This is a genomic window from Maribacter sp. Hel_I_7, from assembly GCF_000688315.1.
Lineage (GTDB): Bacteria > Bacteroidota > Bacteroidia > Flavobacteriales > Flavobacteriaceae > Maribacter > Maribacter stanieri.
The window spans coordinates 276289-293488 of record NZ_JHZW01000002.1; the positions used below are offsets into that span (position 1 = coordinate 276289).

Consider the following 17200-nt stretch of genomic DNA (forward strand, 5'->3'; position numbering starts at 1 on the left):
CAACATACCTCTTCTTCCTTAAGGTACAAGATTTATTTTATTTTGGGGCTACTTTCATCTTAGCCATCCTACTATTTTCATAGGCCACTTTAGCAGCCAATAAAGAAACTTCGTTCGGGTTATCAAAAAAGTCTACCGCTTCTTTTGTCTTTACAAACAGAAATTCTCTTTGCAATTCCTTAATTATTCCTGTATTAAAAATGATATCTCTTGTTGGTCCAATAGCACCAGCAATATAAAATTGTAAGTTTCTTTCACGAATATCATGAATAAGCTTAGTTAGCATATCTGCTGCCGTTGCATCTATATAATTTATAGATTCAGCGTTTAAAATTATCCCCTTTAACTTAGGTCCCTTCGCCTTAATATGTTTTAAAAGTTGCTTTTTAAAATAAGCTGAATTACCAAAGTACAATTGAGAATCGAACCTAACGATTAATAAATCATTACGCACAACCACCTCATCGGCAAAACGAATTACATTTTTATAATAGTCGGAATTTCCAATATTACCAATCTCAACAAAATGCGGTTTAGATGTTCTGTACACCATCAACAATAAAGAGCACAGCACACCTATTAAAATACCCTGAGTAATGCCAATAAACAATGTAATAATAAAGGTAATAAGCATTATAAAAAACTCATCTTTCCTATTCAACCACAGATGTTTAAAATAGTTGATATCTATAAGTTTGACGACCGACACCATAATAATACTAGCTAAAACGGCATTAGGTAAATACTTAAATAAAGGTGTTAAAAATAACAGGGTTAAAACAACCAATATAACACTGAATATTGCAGATAAGTTTGTTTTAGTACCAGCATCATAGCTAATTGCGGATCTAGAAAAACTTGCCGTTACCGGGTAACCTTGAAATAAAGAACCTACAATATTAGCGGAGCCTAAAGCTATTAATTCTTTATTTGCTTCTATCGTATCTTCCCCTGATTTATCTTCTAATGCCTTACCAATGGATATTGCTTCTAAATAACCTACCAATGCCAACGCAATTGCAATAGGCGCTAGTTGCTTCATATCTTCAACATCAACGGTCGGCATAACAAAGGTTGGCAACCCGCTAGGTACACTACCCACCAATTTAATTCCGAATGTTTCCATCTGAAAAAGGAAAACAGCTAAAATACCCAACACTACTATTATTAAAATACCGGGTATATTTTTGTTCCATTTTTTAAATGCCAACAGTAACCCGATACCCACAAGACCGATACCAAAATCTACCCAATTAGTCTCACCTAGCTTATAAAAAATATTGAATATCGTTTCATAAATTCTATTACTACCCGCAACAGAAATACCCAACAAATGCTTTAACTGACTTAATACTATGATGATTGCCGCTGCGGAGGTAAAACCACTAATAACGGGTTTGGAGAGAAAGTTGACTAAAAACCCCATGCGCAGTACACCTAATACCAATTGAATTGCACCCACCATTAAGGTAAGCAGAACTACCATTATTATGTAATTCTCCACACCAGTTATTGCCAATGTTCCAAGACCAACGGCTACCAATAAGGAATCCATTGCAACGGGACCAACAGCTATTTTTCTCGATGTACCAAGCAAAGCATAGGTAAGCACAGGAAATAATGAAGCATACAAACCGTGCACAGGTGGTAGCCCCGCAATCATAGCATATGCCATACCTTGTGGCACCAGAACGATACCAACGGTAAGACCCGCTATTAAATCCTTAATAAAGTAGGCTTTTTTATAGGTAGAAACCCATTCCATAAAAGGCAAAATATTCCTCACGCAGCAAATTTAATCAATTAGAAGGGCACAGCGGCTGATTTTAAAACCATTACATTACGGATTAAGAAGTCTATTGAATTCCAATGCTTTTTCTACCCAAAAATCTAAGTCGTTTTCGGTATCAAAACCATCAGGTTCAATAAATAGAAATCCGCGTATTGGTTTTCCCGTGAAATCCATTGGTTTACTACCTGGTAAATTTAAAAGCGCTTCGTAATTAAGTTTACCTACCCTTAGCATTAACCTATCTTCTTCACTTTTCTTATCGAACATAATGCCTAAACACATTTTACCGTTCATCATAAAGGTGAGTCCACCCATCATTTTCTTCTCCTCTAACTCCCCTTTTCCCTTTAGACGTATTCTTACCCTATCCGCCAAATATTCACTATACGCCATTACTTAAAATTTCCATTCTTCAGTTTCCAATTCTTTATATACAACCTCATCTGAAATTGAAGCTACATTACCTTCATAGCTTTTCCCTCTTAGCTTCCCTACCGTATGGGCCTGTAATTCAATAGTACCATTTTCGGTCAATAGTTCTTTTAATTCTTTATCAAAATCTAACGCTGATGTCAACCACTGTTCTTCCATATTTTCAGAAAGCATTAAAGGCATGCGTGGTTCTTTTAGTTTTGGGTTGTTATGAATTTTTGCCATTAATCCATTACCAATTGTGGTTACTACTGAAAAAGAATTTATAACACCTCCATCTTCCGGATTTACCCATTTAGACCATAAGGCTGCCAAGGCTATTGGTTGGTTATTCTTTCGATGGATGTAAAACGGATATGTATGATTATTACAATGGTGGTGTTCGTAAAATCCGTCGACATAAAAAATACAACGTTTCTCTTGGACAGAATCTCTAAAAGCAGGTTTGTCAGTAATGGTCTCTACCCTGGCATTCAACGTACTGTTCCAAATCTTCTTTTGCTGTTCTACGCTATTCACCCAATGTGGTATTAAACCCCAAGTAGCTACCATAGGATAAAACTCATCTTCGTTGGTATATATTAAAACATCTGGATGTGAAAATCCAGAAGCATGATGTAACGGCAAATCAGTTAAAGGACCAAGCTTTTCTATAATTTCATCTATCGCCTTTAAATCTTGACTCCTTTTTGCCCGCTTCAATTGCGCCTCTAAACTGGTTTTAACATCATAACACATACACCATAATTTAGTAATGGATATTTATGGCAAAGGCTTCAACTTTACCTTGAACAACATTGGCTCATTTTTTAATACCATAAAACCTTCTGCCAAATTATCTTGAGAAACAGCGTATGGATAAAATGTAATAGGCTCTATACAGACCATATTGGGCACCTCTGTCCATAACATAAAATGACTAAACCCTACTGATGTTATTTGTAATGTACGCTCATCTTTCAACGTAACGACATCGATATTTGGTATTTGAAGTGCTCTGCTACCTACTGCCATAACCTCTGGTATGGTAATATTCTGCTTTCCTGCAGATATGATAGCATTTTTAGTATGAAGCATAAATGCGGGGTGATATCCAAGCATAAATGGCATTCCCTCTTCGCCAGAAATTGTAAACGAAACGTTTAATGCACCATCTATTAATTCAAAGGTTTTTACGAACTCAAAATTATACGGCCAAGCTAATTTCTCCGCAGTAGATTTCGTAGGATATTTAGAATTCAATACGGTTGTATTTGCAGTGTATTTTTTTACAAAAACAGCCTTGCTATCCGTATTCCCCACTATTTTATACTTCATTTCTCGCAGTAACCCATGCTGATCTTGAATAGCGAATCCCTTTGGAGTTTTTACTTTAAAATCTGCTTCGCTAGTAGGTCCTATTAACGGAAACATTTCAGTATCAACACTACGCCAACCAGGGTTCCCTTTTTGGTGCATAAACTCATGACCAGAAACTTGATACCCTACCAATTCTCCATCTTCAATTTTTACGTGTTGATCTCCAACTTTAAGTGTTGTTATTTTACTCATTTATCAATCTATAAATTAATAGTGCAGTTCTTTTTGTCAGTGCTTCTATAGTATTTAAGTTCACAGTTTCTTCTGGAGTGTGTGCTGCATTACCCATAGTACCTAAACCATCTAAACAATCTACATATTCCGCTACAAAAGAAGTATCTGCAGCGCCTCTTTTTCCTGGATCATATGCCAATACCTCACCTTGTTTCAAATCTAAACTTACTTTGTTCAGTTTAGTTAACAATGCCTTGTTACCTTCCGTTGGCTGCATAGCAGGATAACTATCATCAAAAGTTACCTTGGCAGAGGTATGTGGTAAATTGTTGGCCACAACTGTTCTCATATTTTCGCGAGCACGTTCTTTTTGCTCTTCAGATATAAATCGTAATCCGCCGCGAACTTCTGCTTTTTGAGCTACTACATTGGTCTTGCCAAATACAGTTCCCTTACTGGTCATTTCATCAAATTCTACGAACGTACCACCAACCAAAGTACCAGGATTGAAGGTTAATAAGTCTTCCCCTTTTACATCGGTGTAAAAGCCGTTTAAAATTCTTGACATTTCAAAAATGGCTCCTGCTCCGGTATCTTCACTAAAGATTCCTGAAGAGTGCGCTCTTTTACCCTCAACCTCAACTTTCCAACCAGACGAACCTCTACGGGCAACTGTTGCATAATTAAACCCAGTTGAGTTTTCAAAACCTAACCCAATCTCACTTCTTTTAGCAGCTTCAATTAGATCATGTCTGCTTTTCTCTAGAGGGCTTCCTGTACTTTCTTCATCACCTGTAAAGGCAACAATTATTTGAGCGTCATTTAGCAATCCGTTTTGTTGTAGTGCTTTTAATGCATATAGCACTATAACATCGCCACCTTTCATATCATTTCCCCCTGGGGCATGAGCTATGGAATCGTTGACCATCTCAAATTTTTGAAACGGACTATCTTCTTCAAAAACGGTATCTAAATGACCTATTAATAGAAGCTTTTTTCCCTTTGTACCTTTAATTTCAGCGAACAGATGTCCTGCTCTATTCATTTCTTCGGGCATAGGAATCCAAGTGCTTTCAAAACCGATATCGGTGAAAGCAGAAGCAAATTCTTGACCTACCATTTCAACACCTTTAAGATTTAAAGTACCGCTATTGATATTCACGACTTTTTCTAGAAAGGAAATTGCCTCGGCATTGTTTTGCTCTATAGCTTTAACAATCTTTTTTTCGTTTTTTGAAAGCTTCTGTGCATGAACTGCCGTAAACAGAAACATAGATAATACGGTAAGTAGTAACTTTTGATGCATGTGGTTTGTTTTACATCAAATTTACCAAAAAGGGGTTTAAACAAAGATTAAATATGGAATAAGCTATTCAAAAAATTAACTACTCGAAACGAATAGCTTTTACAGGTGTAATTTTGGTAATAATATATGATGGAATCAACAACATCAACAAACAAAGAAACAAAACTCCCGCGTTTAATAACAGAATGGTCCACAAATCTATACTTACAGGAATGTACTCTATATAATATTCTTTCGGGTTCGGGAACTTGAAAACACGAAATTTCTCTTGAATAAAAATAATTCCTAGACCTATAAGATTTCCCCAGAACAACCCAACAGCAATAAGATACGCTGCATTGTATAAAAAAACTTTTCTAATACTCCAATTCGTAGTACCCAACGCTTTTAAAATACCAATCATTGGGGTACGCTCTAAGATTAAAACCAATAAAGCGGTAATCATATTTATACCACCTACTATAATCATAATACCAATGATTAATGCGATATTAAAATCGAACAACCCAATCCATTCAAAGATTTTATAGTACTTATCTTTTATAGTTTTGGTATCTAAACTAGCTACCGTTTCGCCATATATTTCATTGGCTTTCTGGTCTATATCATCAAAACTATTCAAGAAAATCTCAAAATTACCTACCTCGGTATCCTTCCATTTATTCATACGCTGTATATGGCGTATATCCGTAAAAATATAGAGTCCGTCAATTTCTTCAAATCCGCTATCAAAGATTCCGGTAATGGTGAATTTTCTTTGATTGGGAATTTTATCGGCTGCATCATCTCGCAAGAAAAAAGTAAAGAATGAATCGCCCACCTTTAAGTTAAGCCGACTAGCCATTATTCTAGAAATCAACACATCTGAATTTAACTCACCGGAATAATCTGGTAATACACCATCAATTAAAAACTCATTGAATGGTTCCCAATTATATTCGGTACCGACACCTTTGGCAATAATACCTTCAAAAGTTTCTTCGGTACGTATAATACCAGCTTTCGTGGCAACAGCTTGTATATGAACAATACCATCTACCATATTGAAATCCGGATAAAATTCCTGATTTGTACTCACAGGCACTACAGAAACTTCAGAATTATTATTATCGTAATTATAGATTTGTACGTGACCGTTAAATGCAGTTATTTTTTCACGTATTTTTTCTTTTAAACCTAGACCTGTAGCAATAGCAACCAACATCATAATAACCCCAATTGCAATTGCGGCAATGGCTATTTTTATTATTGGCGCAGATATACTAATTTTATGCTCCTTACCCTTTATAAGCCGTTTGGCGATAAAATATTCTAGATTCAAATGATGTTATTTTTATCCAATTTCAAAAGTACAGTTTTATTATGGTTTTTGGTATTGGCTACCTGTGGAAACGAAACCAAAGAAGTAGCTACTACAATAAACAACGAGCCACATATAGAACAAACGGAAATAGAAATTATAGTTGCCGCTAACAGAACTGAAGCTTATGTACCACTTTTAAAAGGAAAAAAAATAGCTGTTGTCGCAAACCAGACCAGCGTCATTTTTAATTCTGACGGACACACCCATTTGGTAGATAGTCTACTTTCTTTAGATGTTGACATTAAACATGTATTTGCACCAGAACACGGGTTTAGAGGTGATTACGATGCAGGTGAGCATGTAAATAATAGTACCGATATCAAAACGGGTCTAGACTTAATATCGTTGCACGGTAAAAATAGAAAACCAAGTCAGGAGCAACTCGAAGGCTTAGATTTAGTATTGTTCGACATACAAGATGTAGGTGTACGTTTTTACACGTACATATCAACCATGCAATTGGTGATGGAAGCTTGTGCCGAAAAAGGAATACCCATTTTAGTATTGGACAGACCAAACCCTAACGGACATTATGTTGATGGACCAATAATGAAAGCCGCACACACCTCTTTTCTGGGTATGACCGAAATTCCGTTAGTGTATGGAATGACCATTGGCGAATATGCAACTATGATTAATGAAGAAATGTGGTTGGATGGTGATAAAAAGGTAGACTTAACCGTAATTCCTTTAGAAAATTGGACACATGATACATTTTATAGTCTACCAATACGACCTTCACCAAACTTACCTAATGACACCTCTATAAACCTATACCCTAGTTTGGGTCTTTTTGAAGGCACAAATATTAATGCCGGTCGTGGGACGGAGTTTCAGTTTCAACGTTACGGAGCCTCCTTTTTAGACAGTAAAGTTTACGATTTTACATATACTCCAAAACCAAATTTTGGCTCTAAATACCCAAAAGAAGAAGGAAAGTTGTGTTATGGTAAAGACCTATCAAAAACAGAGCGCATGAATGAAGTAACTATGGATTATATTATAGATGCGTACACCAACTCGGTTGATAAAAGCAAATATTTTCTGACTAGCGGATTCACCAAGCATGCAGGTTCTGAAAAACTTCAAAAGCAAATTGAAGACGGACTAACCAATACCGAAATAAAAGCCACTTGGCAAGCAGACCTAGAAAAGTTCAAGAAAACTAGAGCAAAGTACCTACTTTACTAATGGATGATTATCATTAACGATATCTGTTGTTGGTTTTCGATACCCAACAAATGGATATTTAAGTAATGAGCTAATTTGTCCGTTTGCAACCTCATCTGGAAAAGTATCTACACCGTAAATAATTTTCTCTCTGTCTAGATGCATATACGTTCCAAACAGACGATCCCACCAAGAAAAGATATTTCCGTAATTACTATCTGTATATGGTAACACATAATGATGATGTACTTTATGCATATCGGGTGAAATAAGTATCCAGCTGATAGCTTTATCTACACCTTTTGGAAGTTTAATGTTCGCATGGTTAAATTGTGATAATACTACCGAAAGACTTTGGTATAACATGATAATACCTATTGGTGCGCCAACTACAAAAACCCCTACCAGAGTAAATACATAACGTATTAAGCTTTCTAACGGGTGATGCCTATTAGCTGTAGTAGTATCAACATTATGATCTGTATGATGCACCAAATGCACCATCCACAATGGTTTTACTCTATGCTCAACCAAATGTGCTAAATACGCCCCAATTAAATCTAACAGAGCAACACCTAAAAATACATAAGCCCACAAAGGCATTTCTGGCAACCAGTTAATAATACCAGAATTATTGGCTACTGCCCAATCAGATGTTTTTAATAGTAAAAATGCCAAAGGAAAATTAATAATGATGGTTGTTAATGTAAAAAAGAAATTGGGTAAAGAATGTTTCCATTTATCATAAGAACCGTTGAACAACGGTACAATACCTTCTAATATCCAAAAGAAAGTTATTCCCCCAACCAATATTAATGATCTGTGTGCAGCAGGTATCGATTCAAAATAGGTTATTAATTGTTCCATCAAATACGTAAGTCGTTAAAATTATAAACCGCAGAAATCAATCTAAAATATAATTATAGTATCATCAATAAAAAAAACAAATTCTAATGATTTCGTAATTAATCATGTAATATAATAAAGTTTTATTGATTTAATCCACTACAAATACAGTATACTTATTTAATACCAGCTTTGAATTAATGACACTAAAAAATTAGAACTTTACAAAAGGGTGAACTTTATTGGGTCCATTACACGCCAAGTATCTTGTATTTTATATGACTTTTTCAAAACAATCAGAAACTTCTTGTCGTTACTTGAACACTCCATGGTAATACTTCCTCTTTCAATAGGCACGTTATGGTCAGGGTTATTTTTATAGCTTACTTTTTCTAAAATAATATCTTCCCACAATACCCCGAACGAGTTTCCCCTTTTACTTATGTTTTTAAAATTCTCGATAGCTTTAATTTCAAACTTTGAAATTATGGTATCTACTGAAGGAATATTTTCTTTTGGCTGAGCATTTTTGACAATTGGAATCAAATATTCCACTTCGTTTGTAGTAGGTAATATTTTTAAAAATTCTTTTTCGCTCTGTGTTTTCAGTGCGTTAAATACAGAATTTACAACCACAGTATTTCTAATATCTTCTTGTGCAAAAGAAGTGTTATATACAAGTAAAGAAATAATAATAAAAAGAAAATGGATAGGACGTTTCATGCTTATTTAAAATAATGGATTTATTTCATCAATAGTTTTTTTCAACAATCTGATTTTCATTTTTTTTTAATTTTACTAATGATATAATTTAACATAACTACATATAACTAATCATCAAAGCCCACTTTCAATAAATACAATTTAGTCAGCCATTCTTCAACTTCATCACTTTATCCGCCTCTTCATCTCCTCTACTATATTGAAAGCAGCAGGACAAATAGCTACATTTTTAAGGGTAAGATTACTTATTTGTTGAAACTTCTTTCGGTCTGTATGCGGAAACTCTCGGCATGCTTTTGGGCGTACATCATAAATAGAACAATAATTATCCGCTCCTAAAAAAGTACAAGGTGTTTGTTGTAAGACGTAATCATTTTCTTCATCGACACGCAAATACGTTTCAATAAATTTTTGAGCTTTCATTCGGAACGATTTTGATATACGCTCTACGTCAGCATTGGTAAATAACGGACCCGTTGTTTTACAACAATTGGCACAGGTAAGACAATCAGTTCGTTTAAATTCAGCCTCATGCAGTTCTTGCATAGTATAGTCCAAATTCTTAGGTGGCTTTTTACGAAGCTTGGCAAAAAACTTTTTATTCTCATTATGTTTCTCACTCGCCTTTTTTGGCAATTCACGTAAAACCTCTTCCATGTCTTAAATTAATTCTTCAAAACTAGGAAAGTAGTACCAAAAAGCGAGACTTTTGTATTGAGAAATACAAGAATTTTGAACGAAGACATTTTAGGTACCGCACTTTTAGATTATCAAAAAGGAAATTATTCAGAAGATATTATCACATATTCTTCTTTAAATGAAGAGGATGTTTTACCACTTCCTTATATGTTCAGAGAATTTAAAGATATGCCAGAAATAGAACAAAAGGCATTAAGCTTGTGTTCAGGCAAAGTATTGGACGTGGGTTGTGGTGCCGGTAGTCATGCCCTATATCTACAAAACATGGGCATTTCCGTAACTGGTTTAGATGCTTCAAAAGGTGCAATTGAAGTTAGCAAGCTGCGGGGATTAAAAAATGCTATTTACGGCAATCTAGAAGATTATCAAGGTCAACAATATGATACTATTTTGATTTTAATGAATGGTGTGGGTTTGGCTGGAACTCTTAATGGACTAGAACAATTCTTTACCAAACTAAAATCGCTTTTAAAAGATAACGGACAAATTCTATTAGACTCTAGTGACATTATTTATATGTTTGAAAATGATGAAGACGGTGGCTATTGGATTCCCGATAACGTTAATTACTATGGTGAAGTAAGCTTCTCCATGGAATATAAGAAGCAAAAAAGCCAGTCTTTTCCATGGTTATATGTTGACTACAACACCTTGCAAAGAGCCGCGAGTTATAATAATTTAACATGTAAACTTGTAATGGAAGGCGAACATTACGACTATTTAGCAAGATTGACGCATATGAAGTAATAGGGTAAGTTTATTTACGTTATCCTTATTAGACAATTTAGAGTTATGAATAAATTCAAAAGTTTCTTAGTAGCATGTATATTAGTATTTACCATTTCTTGCTCTAAAAATTCTTCTGACAGTGACAATTCAGATACATCAGTAAATAAAAGTGCCAATTTATTGGCTACTGGAGATTCTGCTAGAGATATATTATCTAACAATAATTTTGATACACTTGTAATTGAGATTGCATATGTTACTGGTTTTAAACCAACAGAATCTGCTATCACCCAATTTACCGACTATCTAAAAGAACACACATTTAAAGAAGAGATAGAATTGGTTTACACAGAGCTGTCAAGCCCTTCTGAAGATGAATTAACACTTCAAGAAATTGCAGACCTAGAAACAAAAAATAGAACCGTTTTCAATACTGGAAGCTCATTGGGCATCTATATTTATTTTTCTGATGCACCGGCAGAAGGTGATGATCTTGAAGATGGATTGGTAACCTTAGGATCTGTATACCGCAATACATCAATGATTATTCATGAAGTAACGGTTAGAGAATTAGCTACACTGAGCTCTTCTATTAATGAGGCAGATGTGGAAACCACCACTCTTAATCATGAGTTTGGCCACTTATTTGGTCTTGTGGACTTAGGAACCGACATGGTAAACGACCATCAGTCTGAGTCTGAAAATGAAGACGGACAGTTGGTTGGCGACAATCATTGTAACCAAATAGGATGCCTAATGCGCGCCGAGCTCCAATTTGGCAGTTCTACAGGGAAATCATTACAAACTAATTCCAAAGCAACATACGAAGACGGAATAAAATCTGGCTGTGTATTGTCTGGCACAACAGTATTAAACCTATTACAGCAAAACACTGCTAAAGGCGAAAATACTGTAGATTTAGATGCTGAATGTTTATTAGATATTCGTGCAAACGGTGGTCGTAACTAAGGCCTATTAAGATTTAAGGGATATTTAAATACTTATGGGTTTGCAATGAAACTTTCCATTTAGGATTTTTCATTACATAATCTACGATCATTGGCACTACCTTATCCCTAACACTCCATTCTGGTTGCAAATACAATATGCAGTTAAGGTTAGTTTTAGCGGCTTGTTCCTCTGCAAAAATTAAATCGTGTTTGTTATAAACTATGACTTTAAGCTCATGCGCTTCGTCATAAATACGCCCTTCAGGTAATTTGTTCTTTTTTGGAGAAAGACAAATCCAATCCCAATCTCCAGAAAGTGTATAGGCACCAGAAGTTTCAATATGTGTTTTCAAACCTTTTGCCTTCAAGGCATTTGTAATTGGGTTCATGTCCCACATTAAAGGCTCACCACCTGTAATTACAATTGTATCAGAATATGTAGCAGCATTATCCACTATTTTTTCAATAGCTGTAGGCGGATGCGTTTCTGCATTCCAACTCTCCTTTACATCGCACCAATGGCAACCAACATCACACCCACCAACACGAATAAAATAAGCTGCTGTTCCTTTATGAAATCCCTCACCCTGTATAGTGTAAAACTCTTCCATTAAAGGCAAATACAACCCTTTATTCACTTTTTCAAGTACCTCCTCATTTTTCATTTGGCAAAGATACGTTTTAGTTCACAATTTCCTTAGAAAGTAAACATTGGTCTATTATAACCCTAGATGGTCATCAATAGTCCACAAATGTTAAAAATTAGTGATATTTAAGGCAGCCCTTGCCTTTTGGTTTGGTTAAAAATCAACTATTTTTATCGAAAATAAATAAAATGGCCGGTACCGAAGATTTTTTTGACCACATAGAAAAAGGGTATACTACAAAAGGTGACTACATAAATATGGGTGCAGCTATTCTTAATGGCGAGGCTGTAAAAAATGCTTTTGTAAAAATACCTTTAAAAACATTAAATAGACACGGGCTTATTGCAGGTGCTACGGGTACAGGTAAAACAAAAACACTTCAGGTACTGGCAGAGAATTTATCAGAAAAAGGTATTCCCGTTTTATTGATGGATTTAAAAGGTGATTTAAGTGGATTGGCACAACCAAGTCCTGGTCATGCAAAAATAGATGAACGTCACGAAAAAATTGGCTTCCCTTTTAAGGCAAGTAGCTTTCCAGTAGAAATACTTTCGCTTTCTGAACAAGATGGAGTAAAACTAAGAGCTACCGTTTCTGAGTTTGGTCCTGTTTTACTATCACGTATCCTAGACCTTTCTGAAACACAGTCTGGCATTGTTGCCGTTGTTTTTAAATACTGCGATGATCAAAAAATGCCATTGTTAGATTTAAAAGACTTTAAAAAAGTATTACAATACGCTACAGGTGCCGGTAAAGCAGAATTCACAAAAGAATACGGTAGAATATCAACGAGTTCTACAGGTACTATTCTTAGAAAAATTATAGAGCTAGAACAACAAGGAGCCGAATTATTTTTTGGAGAAAAATCTTTTAATGTAAACGACCTTACCCGTATCGATGAACAAGGAAGAGGCTATATTAATATATTACGTTTAACGGATATTCAAGATAGACCAAAATTATTCTCAACATTTATGTTGAGTTTATTGGCTGAGATATATGATACGTTCCCTGAACAAGGTGATAGCGACAGACCAGAATTAATATTGTTTATAGACGAGGCTCACCTTATTTTTAAAGAAGCTTCCAAAGCACTATTGGATCAAATTGAAAGTATTGTTAAATTGATTAGATCCAAAGGTATTGGATTGTACTTTGTAACCCAAAACCCAACCGATGTACCAAATGATGTATTATCGCAATTAGGTTTAAAGGTGCAACATGCGCTAAGAGCATTTACGGCAAGAGATAGAAAAGCGATAAAATTAACGGCAGAAAATTACCCTGAGTCTGAGTTTTACGACACTAAAGAAGTACTTACCTCTTTAGGGATTGGAGAGGCATTAATATCTGCCTTAGACGAGAAAGGTAGACCAACACCACTTGCTGCTACGTTATTACGCGCACCTATGAGCCGTATGGATATCTTGACAGATACAGAACTGAAAGAAGTAATTGACAGGTCTGCATTGGTTAAAAAATACAATGAAACTATAGATAGGGAAAGTGCTTATGAAATTCTGAACGAAAAAATTGAGAATGCCGAAAAATTAGCCGAGAAAGAAAAGAATAAACCCGCTGCAAGAAAAACATCTAGAAGAACTAGTACCAGACAGAATCCAGTAATTAAAGTATTAACAAGCGCTACATTCATAAGAGGCGTACTTGGAGTATTAAAAAAAGTGATGAGATAGTATTATGAAGTTTACACACACCCTTTTAATAATTTTTGGCTGCTGTTTGCTCATTAACTGTGCAAAAGAAAAAAATAACGATTTTCAAATATCTGGAGACCAGGTAGGCAAATTGAGTAAACAGAGTCTAGCAAGAGATATTGAATTGATTTTTGAAAAAGACTCGGTAGTTAAAGACACCGTAAAATTAAATTTTGGTAGCGGAGCAAGTAAAATTAAAATTTACGAAAGAGGTGGTGCATTACTACTTACTCTAACACCAAATAATGACAGTATTGCCACTATTCAAAATATAATGGTTAATGATGAGCGTTTTGTCACCGAAGAAGGTGTTTCTAAATTGAGCACTTTTAAAGAAATACGTGAAAATTATTCTATTAAAAAAATTATCACTTCTATTAACAATGTAGTTGTTTTACTAAAGGACAGCGACTTATATTTTACCATAGACAAAAAGGAGTTGCCAGAAAGTCTTAGGTACAATGCCAACAGCAAAATTGAAGAGGTGCAAATTCCTGATAACGCCAAAGTAAAATACATGATGGTTGGTTGGGATTGATATACATTTTCCTTTTTATATTCTGCCAACAATTACCCTTATATTGATTTTTAAATAGCAGCAAGTGCCAGTATTCTTTCAAAAGCTTATTCCTAAATTATACGGACTATATTTTAATTTATTAGTTTGGTTTATCCCTAAGAAAATTGCAAAAAAAGCTTTTACAGTTTTTGCTACCGTACGAAAAGGTCGTGTATTACCTAACCAAAAAGAGTATTTAGACAATGCTAAATTTGAAGTAATATCTGTTGGCGAAAATAAAATACAAGTATACAACTGGCCCGGTAGCAAAGAAACCGTAATACTTATACACGGTTGGGAAAGTAACACATGGCGTTGGCATAAGCTGATAGAAAAATTACAAAAAGAAGATTATAATATCATAGCTTTTGATGCACCTGCCCATGGGTATTCTTCTGGCAAAATTCTTCATGCCCCATTATATGCCGAAACATTACAAGCACTTTTATTAAAATATGAGCCAAAGATGGCTATTGGTCACTCGATGGGAGGTATGACTTTGTTATATAATGAGTCTAAAAACCCGAACAGCCAAATTGAAAAAATGGTAACTGTAGGTTCTCCTTCAGAATTTCATGAAATACTTAACCATTATAAAAACCTATTAGGCTTCAATGATAAGGTAAGAGAAGAAATAGAAAAATTAGTTTACAAGAAATTCAATTTTACTACTGAAGATTTTTCTAGTTCCAAGTTCGTTCAAAACAACCATAAAAAAGGATTAATTTTTCACGATAGATTAGATCAAATTGCACCTTACCATGCTTCTGTAAATGTTAATAAACATTGGAAAGGAAGTGAATTGTTTAGCACGGAAGGCTTCGGACATTCAATGCACCAAGATGTAGTTAATGATAAAATTATAGATTTTTTAAAGCATTAATATCTAGCTTATTAAAGCAAAGACGTAGTTCTATTTTTATTTATTTTTAAAATAAAAATGGCAAAATCAAATAACAGACCTCGTATAAAAAATGAGGAACAATATGAAGCTTTAGTCGATAAGGGATATAGCAAAGAAAAAGCTGCCCGTATTGCAAATACTGAAAATGCTGGTAAAAAGGGCGGAGCTGCATCTAATTACGAAGACAGAACTAAAAAAGAGTTGTACGACCAAGCCAAGAAAATTGGTATAGACGGACGCTCAAAAATGAATAAGAAACAATTAATATCGGCACTAAGAAATAACTGATCATGCAAAACGTAACACCATTTCACATTGCTATTCCCGTTCACAATTTAGCAGAATGTAGAACTTTTTACAGAGAAATTTTAAATTGCGAAGAAGGTAGAAGTAGCGACCATTGGGTAGATTTCAATTTATTCGGACATCAGTTGGTGATACATTACAAGCCAAAATCAGAAGCAGAAACCGTACATCATAATCCCGTGGACGGTCACGATGTTCCAGTTCCACACTACGGTGTGGTTTTACCTTGGGATACTTTCCAAAGCTTTTCAGAAGAGCTAAAATTTAAAGGTGTAACATTTGTTATTGAACCTTATGTACGTTTTAAAGGTAAAGTTGGCGAACAGGCAACGATGTTTTTCTATGATCCCGCAGGTAATGCTTTAGAGTTTAAAGCTTTTAAAGATATGGGGCAATTGTTTGCGAAGTAACCAGATCTGATTTCTCAAAAGGCATTTTACTAAAAAACCACTAACATTTATTAATGTTGGTGGTTTTTATATTAAGAAAATCTTGATTCTAAATGACAATTATTGAGACCAAGAAGTCGGAACTCTATCCCAACGATGCTTTTTTAATTCTTCATACAGTTCATTAGACAACAATTTACCATCACTAGTGGCTGTATTCGCCAATACATTACGTTGCTTACGCATACCTGGTATGGTAGTACCAACATTATCATTCATTAGTATAAAACGAAGTGCCATTTCGGCCATAGTCATTCCCTCAGGAATTAATGGTTTTAAGGCATCGGCATGCTCTACCGAAGAAATTAAATTCTCAGGAACAAAATAGGTGCCGCGCCAATCCCCCTCAGGGAAAGTAGTTTCTTTAGTGATGTTTCCTGTCAATGTACCTTCATCAAAAGGTACTCGTGCAATGGTTGCGATATCCAACTCTTCACAAAGCGGAAAAAGTTTATCTACAGGAGCTTGATCAAAGATGTTATATATTACTTGAACAGCATCCAAGAGACCCGTTTTTAATGCTTTTACGCCATTTTCTGGCTCCCAACGGTTCATACTAATGCCCATTGCTGCAACTTTACCAGAGGTTTTTAAATCTTCAATAGCACGTTGCCACTCTTCCCTATCGCTCCAAACATCGTCCCACGTGTGAAATTGCATCAAATCAATTTGTTCTAACCCTAAATTTTTTAAAGTCTTATGGGTATACTTCACAATATGCTCCGTAGGATATGAGTCCTCAAATGCATACTCAGGTTTCGCCGGCCATTGAAAATTTTTAGGTGGTATTTTACTAGCTGTGTATATTTTTTTAGAGGGATGTCTTTTTACCAAATCACCAAGCAATTCCTCACTATGTCCTTCTCCGTAACCCCAAGCAGTATCAAAAAAATTGACTCCGTTTTCTACGGCAAGGTCCAAAGACTTTGCGGATTGTGCATCATCACTAGCCGTCCAACCAGCCATACCCCACATTCCATACCCTATTTCACTTACTAGCCAATCTGTTCTCCCGAATCTTCTGTATTTCATTTTTAAATTCTTATTCTTTTCTAATTAAATTTTAATGTGCCCAGT

General features: G+C 35.1%; 19 protein-coding genes. 8 read left to right on the forward strand and 11 right to left on the reverse strand.

The window, feature by feature from the left end; all coding sequences use genetic code 11:
* Positions 1-37 precede the first annotated feature (37 nt).
* From P178_RS0102695 to P178_RS0102720, 6 genes are all read right to left on the reverse strand, one after another.
* The gene (locus tag P178_RS0102695) at positions 38-1786 is read right to left on the reverse strand and encodes a SulP family inorganic anion transporter (protein WP_027064764.1); all 1749 of its coding nucleotides are present in this window, start codon (positions 1784-1786) and stop codon (positions 38-40) included.
* 54 nt (positions 1787-1840) lie between these two features.
* Entirely contained in the window at positions 1841-2185 is a 345-nt protein-coding gene (locus P178_RS0102700) for a TfoX/Sxy family protein (protein ID WP_027064765.1), read from the reverse strand.
* Positions 2186-2188: 3 nt separating this feature from the next.
* Positions 2189-2962: an SOS response-associated peptidase gene (locus P178_RS0102705; RefSeq protein WP_027064766.1), complete on the reverse strand. Its 774-nt coding sequence runs from the start codon at positions 2960-2962 to the stop codon at positions 2189-2191.
* A gap of 24 nt (positions 2963-2986) precedes the next feature.
* On the reverse strand, positions 2987-3775 hold the full coding sequence (locus P178_RS0102710) for an aldose epimerase (protein WP_027064767.1): 789 nt from the start codon (positions 3773-3775) through the stop codon (positions 2987-2989).
* A complete protein-coding gene (locus P178_RS0102715; protein ID WP_027064768.1) occupies positions 3768-5063 on the reverse strand; it encodes a M20/M25/M40 family metallo-hydrolase in 1296 nt (431 codons plus the stop codon). The genes P178_RS0102710 and P178_RS0102715 overlap by 8 nt, the downstream gene beginning before the upstream one ends.
* Positions 5064-5142: 79 nt before the next feature.
* On the reverse strand, positions 5143-6384 hold the full coding sequence (locus P178_RS0102720; RefSeq protein ID WP_027064769.1) for an ABC transporter permease: 1242 nt from the start codon (positions 6382-6384) through the stop codon (positions 5143-5145).
* 3 nt (positions 6385-6387) lie between these two features.
* Between P178_RS0102720 and P178_RS0102725 the strand changes: the two genes are divergently transcribed.
* On the forward strand, positions 6388-7617 hold the full coding sequence (locus tag P178_RS0102725; RefSeq protein ID WP_027064770.1) for an exo-beta-N-acetylmuramidase NamZ domain-containing protein: 1230 nt from the start codon (positions 6388-6390) through the stop codon (positions 7615-7617).
* Here P178_RS0102725 and P178_RS0102730 read toward each other — a convergent pair.
* The 3 genes from P178_RS0102730 to P178_RS0102740 all read right to left on the reverse strand — a co-directional run bounded on the left by P178_RS0102730 (position 7606) and on the right by P178_RS0102740 (position 9822).
* Positions 7606-8463 (reverse strand): sterol desaturase family protein, encoded by an 858-nt coding sequence (locus P178_RS0102730; RefSeq protein WP_027064771.1) that lies wholly within the window; start codon positions 8461-8463, stop codon positions 7606-7608. The two genes, P178_RS0102725 and P178_RS0102730, sit on opposite strands and share 12 nt — an antisense overlap.
* A gap of 201 nt (positions 8464-8664) precedes the next feature.
* Complete coding sequence (locus P178_RS0102735) at positions 8665-9165, reverse strand: hypothetical protein (protein ID WP_027064772.1); 501 nt, start codon at positions 9163-9165, stop codon at positions 8665-8667.
* Between the two features lie 165 nt (positions 9166-9330).
* The gene (locus tag P178_RS0102740; RefSeq protein ID WP_027064773.1) at positions 9331-9822 is read right to left on the reverse strand and encodes a YkgJ family cysteine cluster protein; all 492 of its coding nucleotides are present in this window, start codon (positions 9820-9822) and stop codon (positions 9331-9333) included.
* Positions 9823-9879: 57 nt separating this feature from the next.
* Here P178_RS0102740 and P178_RS0102745 point away from each other — a divergent pair, with 57 nt between their 5' ends.
* Complete coding sequence (locus P178_RS0102745; RefSeq protein ID WP_231500496.1) at positions 9880-10611, forward strand: class I SAM-dependent methyltransferase; 732 nt, start codon at positions 9880-9882, stop codon at positions 10609-10611.
* Between the two features lie 45 nt (positions 10612-10656).
* Complete coding sequence (locus P178_RS0102750) at positions 10657-11562, forward strand: hypothetical protein (RefSeq protein WP_027064775.1); 906 nt, start codon at positions 10657-10659, stop codon at positions 11560-11562.
* A gap of 13 nt (positions 11563-11575) precedes the next feature.
* On the opposite strand, the gene P178_RS0102755 is transcribed toward P178_RS0102750, so the two are convergent.
* A complete protein-coding gene (locus P178_RS0102755) occupies positions 11576-12208 on the reverse strand; it encodes a 7-carboxy-7-deazaguanine synthase QueE (RefSeq protein ID WP_027064776.1) in 633 nt (210 codons plus the stop codon).
* Between the two features lie 170 nt (positions 12209-12378).
* Between P178_RS0102755 and P178_RS0102760 the strand changes: the two genes are divergently transcribed.
* The 5 genes from P178_RS0102760 to P178_RS0102780 all read left to right on the forward strand — a co-directional run bounded on the left by P178_RS0102760 (position 12379) and on the right by P178_RS0102780 (position 16084).
* Positions 12379-13884, forward strand: coding sequence for a helicase HerA-like domain-containing protein (locus tag P178_RS0102760; RefSeq protein ID WP_027064777.1), 1506 nt, complete (start codon positions 12379-12381; stop codon positions 13882-13884).
* Positions 13885-13888: 4 nt separating this feature from the next.
* Positions 13889-14443 carry a hypothetical protein gene (locus P178_RS0102765; protein WP_027064778.1) on the forward strand — a complete coding sequence of 185 codons (555 nt, stop codon included), beginning with the start codon at positions 13889-13891 and terminating at the stop codon, positions 14441-14443.
* 64 nt (positions 14444-14507) lie between these two features.
* Positions 14508-15347, forward strand: a complete 840-nt coding sequence (locus P178_RS0102770; RefSeq protein WP_027064779.1) for an alpha/beta fold hydrolase — start codon at positions 14508-14510, stop codon at positions 15345-15347.
* Between the two features lie 57 nt (positions 15348-15404).
* Entirely contained in the window at positions 15405-15656 is a 252-nt protein-coding gene (locus tag P178_RS0102775) for a Rho termination factor N-terminal domain-containing protein (RefSeq protein ID WP_027064780.1), read from the forward strand.
* Between the two features lie 2 nt (positions 15657-15658).
* Positions 15659-16084 (forward strand): VOC family protein, encoded by a 426-nt coding sequence (locus tag P178_RS0102780; RefSeq protein ID WP_027064781.1) that lies wholly within the window; start codon positions 15659-15661, stop codon positions 16082-16084.
* A gap of 99 nt (positions 16085-16183) precedes the next feature.
* Here the strand turns inward: P178_RS0102780 and P178_RS0102785 are convergent, their stop codons facing one another.
* Positions 16184-17155 carry an aldo/keto reductase gene (locus P178_RS0102785; protein ID WP_027064782.1) on the reverse strand — a complete coding sequence of 324 codons (972 nt, stop codon included), beginning with the start codon at positions 17153-17155 and terminating at the stop codon, positions 16184-16186.
* Positions 17156-17200 lie beyond the last annotated feature (45 nt).

Bases quoted from the DNA above. Each gene is read 5' to 3' on its own strand.
- P178_RS0102785 (WP_027064782.1), bottom strand. From the start codon at position 17,155: ATGAAATACAGAAGATTCGGGAGAACAGATTGGCTAGTAAGTGAAATA.
- P178_RS0102760 (WP_027064777.1), top strand. From the start codon at position 12,379: ATGGCCGGTACCGAAGATTTTTTTGACCACATAGAAAAAGGGTATACT.
- P178_RS0102715 (WP_027064768.1), bottom strand. From the start codon at position 5,063: ATGCATCAAAAGTTACTACTTACCGTATTATCTATGTTTCTGTTTACG.
- P178_RS0102780 (WP_027064781.1), top strand. From the start codon at position 15,659: ATGCAAAACGTAACACCATTTCACATTGCTATTCCCGTTCACAATTTA.
- P178_RS0102730 (WP_027064771.1), bottom strand. From the start codon at position 8,463: ATGGAACAATTAATAACCTATTTTGAATCGATACCTGCTGCACACAGA.
- P178_RS0102765 (WP_027064778.1), top strand. From the start codon at position 13,889: ATGAAGTTTACACACACCCTTTTAATAATTTTTGGCTGCTGTTTGCTC.
- P178_RS0102775 (WP_027064780.1), top strand. From the start codon at position 15,405: ATGGCAAAATCAAATAACAGACCTCGTATAAAAAATGAGGAACAATAT.
- P178_RS0102750 (WP_027064775.1), top strand. From the start codon at position 10,657: ATGAATAAATTCAAAAGTTTCTTAGTAGCATGTATATTAGTATTTACC.
- P178_RS0102705 (WP_027064766.1), bottom strand. From the start codon at position 2,962: ATGTGTTATGATGTTAAAACCAGTTTAGAGGCGCAATTGAAGCGGGCA.
- P178_RS0102725 (WP_027064770.1), top strand. From the start codon at position 6,388: ATGTTATTTTTATCCAATTTCAAAAGTACAGTTTTATTATGGTTTTTG.
- P178_RS0102740 (WP_027064773.1), bottom strand. From the start codon at position 9,822: ATGGAAGAGGTTTTACGTGAATTGCCAAAAAAGGCGAGTGAGAAACAT.
- P178_RS0102700 (WP_027064765.1), bottom strand. From the start codon at position 2,185: ATGGCGTATAGTGAATATTTGGCGGATAGGGTAAGAATACGTCTAAAG.
- P178_RS0102735 (WP_027064772.1), bottom strand. From the start codon at position 9,165: ATGAAACGTCCTATCCATTTTCTTTTTATTATTATTTCTTTACTTGTA.
- P178_RS0102755 (WP_027064776.1), bottom strand. From the start codon at position 12,208: ATGAAAAATGAGGAGGTACTTGAAAAAGTGAATAAAGGGTTGTATTTG.
- P178_RS0102710 (WP_027064767.1), bottom strand. From the start codon at position 3,775: ATGAGTAAAATAACAACACTTAAAGTTGGAGATCAACACGTAAAAATT.